5 protein-coding genes are annotated in these 4,067 nt (G+C 73.8%); 2 read left to right on the plus strand and 3 right to left on the minus strand.

All coding sequences use genetic code 11. The features are described from left to right. Positions 1 to 536 precede the first annotated feature (536 nt). The gene (locus tag AOK16_RS20405; protein WP_055473643.1) at positions 537 to 848 is read left to right on the plus strand and encodes a hypothetical protein; all 312 of its coding nucleotides are present in this window, start codon (positions 537 to 539) and stop codon (positions 846 to 848) included. Between the two features lie 55 nt (positions 849 to 903). After that, positions 904 to 1,140 (plus strand): hypothetical protein, encoded by a 237-nt coding sequence (locus AOK16_RS20410; RefSeq protein WP_055473644.1) that lies wholly within the window; start codon positions 904 to 906, stop codon positions 1,138 to 1,140. Between the two features lie 48 nt (positions 1,141 to 1,188). On the opposite strand, the gene AOK16_RS20415 is transcribed toward AOK16_RS20410, so the two are convergent. The 3 genes from AOK16_RS20415 to AOK16_RS20425 form a co-directional block, all read right to left on the minus strand. Then, on the minus strand, positions 1,189 to 1,608 hold the full coding sequence (locus AOK16_RS20415; protein WP_205627743.1) for a TIGR03668 family PPOX class F420-dependent oxidoreductase: 420 nt from the start codon (positions 1,606 to 1,608) through the stop codon (positions 1,189 to 1,191). A gap of 79 nt (positions 1,609 to 1,687) precedes the next feature. Beyond that, positions 1,688 to 2,551: an ABC transporter permease gene (locus AOK16_RS20420; RefSeq protein ID WP_055473645.1), complete on the minus strand. Its 864-nt coding sequence runs from the start codon at positions 2,549 to 2,551 to the stop codon at positions 1,688 to 1,690. Continuing rightward, positions 2,548 to 4,067: ATP-binding cassette domain-containing protein (locus AOK16_RS20425; protein WP_157859280.1), on the minus strand; the 1,520-nt coding region annotated here is incomplete at its 5' end. The genes AOK16_RS20420 and AOK16_RS20425, both read right to left, overlap by 4 nt.

Consider the following 4,067-nt stretch of genomic DNA (forward strand, 5'->3'; position numbering starts at 1 on the left):
CCCGAGGCGGCCGCCTCGGGGAGCGCGAGCAGGCCCGCTCCGACGGCGATGGCGGCCGCGAAGGCGAGCACGACGCCCTGCGTCGGGTGGGCGGCCAGCCGGGCCCACCGTGTCCGAGCCACGTGACCGATTCCTTCCGGTATGCAATGGATCGTCACCCTACCGGCGCGGCGGGGTTCTTCCCGGCGCTCCATGCGGGATGCGGCCCGTCGGGTGACGTGGCACCGCGGCTCGGCGCGGTCCTCTCGGTGGGGTGAAGTGGGGTGAGGTGGGGTGCTGCGGCGTGGCAGGTGGCGGACAGCTGCCAGACGACTGCCAACTCCCCTGGGAACTGGGGCGTGTTGCCGCGTGGGATGCGAGGGTCGGGAGTCGTCGGAGCGCCCCGGTGAGAGTGGGTCCGGGGCGCTCCGGCCCTATCGGCAGCAGGGGCTCGGCCTCATCGACGCAAGAGGCTCCGGCCTCATCGGCGTATGGGGGCTCCGGCCTCATCGGTGCAAGGGGGCTCCGGCCTCATCGACAGCAGGGAGGGAACAACGATGAAGACGCTCCGACGCGCACTCGTCGCGGGAACCATGGCCTTGGCTCTGGGCGGTGTCGTGGTGCCCGCCGCCTCGGCCGCCACCGCGGGCACCCAGCCGGCTCCGCTGGGCGGGATCTCGGTCCAGAAGACCTGGCACGCCACGGTGCAGTGCCAGATCGTCCGGATCAGGGACAACCACGTCGTCGGCTACGACCGGGCCGACGGCTCGGGCAACTCCAAGCAGGACGCGATCAACGACGCCAAGGCCAACGTCCCCGTCCCGGCGGGCCACTACAAGCGCCACTGCGACGTGAAGCGCCTTTGGTAGCGTCGAACAGGGGTGATGCGCGGGCCCCTTCCCCACTCGACCCGGATGGTGAGCGATGTCCGAATCCGCAGACGACCCCGGCGTCTGGGAGGTCCGCCTCGGCATCTACGCCACCCGGAAGCAGGCCGAGGAGGTGAAGGAGCAGATCACCCGGCTGCTGTGCCCGGACCCCGACCACGCGCCGCCGTGCCCGGTCCCCTGGTCGGTGTCCATGCTCCACGCGTCGGATCTCGAGGATCCCGACTCCTATGCGGAGCTGGTCGAACAGGCCCGCATCGAGGGGCACTCCTGAGAGATCGAGAGGGGCTCCCAGGAGGCGGCGTCCCCGCGCGGGCACGCCTCAGGAGGCGGCCCAGCCCGACCAGCGGGTCACGGTGACGGCGACGAGCGGGCCCTCGGGCGTACGGGCGCGGTACTGCGCGTACTCGGCCCTGAGCAGGGCCAGCGGGTGGGCGCGCCCCTCGGGGACCTCGACGATCTCGGCCATGCCATCGGCACGGGCCCACCAGAGGGTGGACCAGTCCTCGGCGTAGTGGTCGGCCAGGAGGCAGACGCGGGCGTTCTCGCGGATGTTGCGGAGGCGGCGCAGATCCCAGGTGGTCTTGGGTTTGTGGTCGATCGCGAACCAGACCCGGTCGCCCTCCAGGGCGCAGCAGACGGGGACTGCGTGCGGGACGCCGTCACCGTCCGCCGTCGCCAGGCGGGCGACCGGGGCCCGTGCGAAACGGCGCCGCGCCTCGGCCGGGTCCAGCCGTGTCACGGCCGCGCCCCGGGGGCCGCTTCCCCACGTACTGCCCGCCTCACGACACGTGCTGTCCGCCTCACGAGTACTGTCCGCCTCACGACACCACGTCCTTGGCGCGGAAGCCGCGGAACGCCAGGGCCGTGAGCACCAGCGCGTAGGAGACCGAGACCGCCGCGCCCTGGAGCATGCCGCCCCACTCCAGTTGCGGCTGGAGCGCGTCCGCCCAGGCGAACTGCCAGTGCGCGGGCAGGAAGTCACGCCACGAACCGAGCGCCGTGACCTGGTCGAGGACATTGCCCACGATCGTCAGGCCCACCGCGCCGCCGACCGCGCCCAGCGGCGCGTCGGTCACCGTCGAGAGCCAGAACGCCAGCGCCGCGGTGACGAGTTGGCTGACGAAGACGTACGCGACGACGACCGCGAGCCGCTGTACGGCCGTCTCCGGGGCGAGCGCGCCGCCGGTGGGCAGCCGGAGGTCGTCCCACCCGTACGCCGCTGTGCCGGCCGCCAGGGCCACCAGCGGCAGCAGCACCATCGCCGCCGCGCTGAACGCGAGCGCCACGGCCAGTTTGGAGACGAGCAGCCGGGCGCGCGGCACGGGCGCGGCCAGCAGATAGCGCAGCGAGGACCAGCTCGCCTCCGAGGCGACCGTGTCGCCGCAGAACAGCGCTACCGGCACCACCAGCAGGAAGCCCGCCGAGACGAACAGGCAGGTGGCGGCGAAGTTCACGCCGGACGCCGTGGCCGTGTCGATCAGCGTGACGCGGTTGTTGCGGCCGCCCGGTTCGCCGCCGAGGGCGAAGGCGGTGATCAGGATGAACGGCAGTGCGGCGAGCACCGCCCCCACCACCAGCGTGCGGCGGCGCCGCAGCTGGCGCATCGCCTCCACCCGCAGGGGGAGGGTCCGGCGGGCGCGGTAGCCGGGCGCGGGGCCCGCCTCCAGGTGCTGCGCGGTCATGAGGTGGCTCCTCCGATCAGGGTGAGGAACGCGTCCTCAAGGCGCCGGTGCGGGCCGACCCGGTCCACCGGGATCTCCAACCGGACCAGCTCGACGAGCAGTTGGGGGGCCGCGAGTCCGTCCAGTCGTACGAGCAGGCCCTCGTCGGTGCGGACGGCCGAGCCGACGCCCTCCAGGGAGGCCACCTTGTCGACCGTGGCGTCCGCGACCGCGCCCCCGGCGACGCCCACCAGCAGGGTGTCGCCGCCGCCCGTGATCTCCGCGACGGGGCCCGCGCTGACCAGTTGCCCCCGGTCCATGACGACCAGGTGCGTGCAGCTCTGCTCGACCTCGGCCAGGAGGTGGCTGGAGACGATGACGGTCCGCCCGGCGGCCGCGTACCGGATCAGGACCTCGCGCATCTCGCGGATCTGCGGCGGGTCCAGGCCGTTGGTCGGCTCGTCCAGGATCAGCAGGTCCGGCAGGCCGAGCATGGCCTGGGCGATGGCGAGCCGCTGCCGCATGCCCTGGGAGTAGGTGCGCACGGCCCGGTGGATCGCGTCCCCCAGGCCCGCGATCTCCAGCGCCTCCGCCACGCGCGCGTCCTCGCGGGGGCGGCCGGTCGCCTGCCAGTAGAGGTCCAGGTTGGCCCGGCCCGACAGATGCGGCAGGAAGCCGGCGCCCTCGACGAACGAGCCGACCCGCGACAACACCGGCGCGCCCGGCCTGACGGCCTGCCCGAAGATCCGGATCTCGCCGGCGTCCGGCCGGATCAGGCCCATGAGCATCCGCAGGGTCGTGGTCTTGCCCGCGCCGTTCGGGCCGAGGAGCCCCAGCACCTGGCCGCGCTCGACGCGGAAGGACAGGTCCCGTACGGCGTACCGGTCGGCCGACTTGGCGTACCGCTTGCTCAAGTCGGTGATCTGGAGCGGCACTTCGGCCAGGTCCGGGTCCCGGGGCGGGGCCGAGGTGCGGCGGCGTCCGGTGAGCAGCAGCGCCGCGGCGACGGCCGCGGCCCCCAGGGGAAGGCCCCAGACCCACCCGGGAAGGGCGGCGGGGGCGGTCCGCACGTCCGGCGCGGTGGGCACGGTCAGCGCGCCCTCGCCGTCGAGGGCGGCGGTGTACGTCGCGGGCTCGGCCGGGGACCCGTACGCCATGTCGGTCGAGGCCAGGACGAGCCGCATCCGGTGCCCCGAGGAGAAGGAGTGGTCGACCGCCGGCAGCCGCAGCTCGACCGTCCTGCCCTCCTTGGCGCCGGTGACGCGCACGGGCGCCACGAGCTGGGAGGGCAGCACCTGGCTGCCGTCGGGGGCCACGTCGTAGAGCTTGGCGAAGAGCACGGCGTCGGCGGAGTCGGCTTTGACCTCGACGCGTACGGTCGGCGAGCCGGTGACCTGTATGTCCGAGGCCAGGGGCGCGGAGTCGAAGCGGGCGTGCTGGCCGGGGAAGTCGACGGAGAGGCCGACGCCGAGGCCGGACAGCTGGGCCAGGCCGCCGACGCCCGGAACGCCGGAGATGGCGGGCGGGTTGGCGCCCG

Origin of the sequence: Streptomyces pathocidini, from assembly GCF_001418495.1 — a bacterium.
Lineage (GTDB): Bacteria > Actinomycetota > Actinomycetes > Streptomycetales > Streptomycetaceae > Streptomyces > Streptomyces pathocidini.

Coding starts and splice junctions, on each gene's coding strand:
- AOK16_RS20405 (WP_055473643.1), top strand. CDS start 537: ATGAAGACGCTCCGACGCGCACTCGTCGCGGGAACCATGGCCTTGGCT.
- AOK16_RS20410 (WP_055473644.1), top strand. CDS start 904: ATGTCCGAATCCGCAGACGACCCCGGCGTCTGGGAGGTCCGCCTCGGC.
- AOK16_RS20420 (WP_055473645.1), bottom strand. CDS start 2,551: ATGACCGCGCAGCACCTGGAGGCGGGCCCCGCGCCCGGCTACCGCGCC.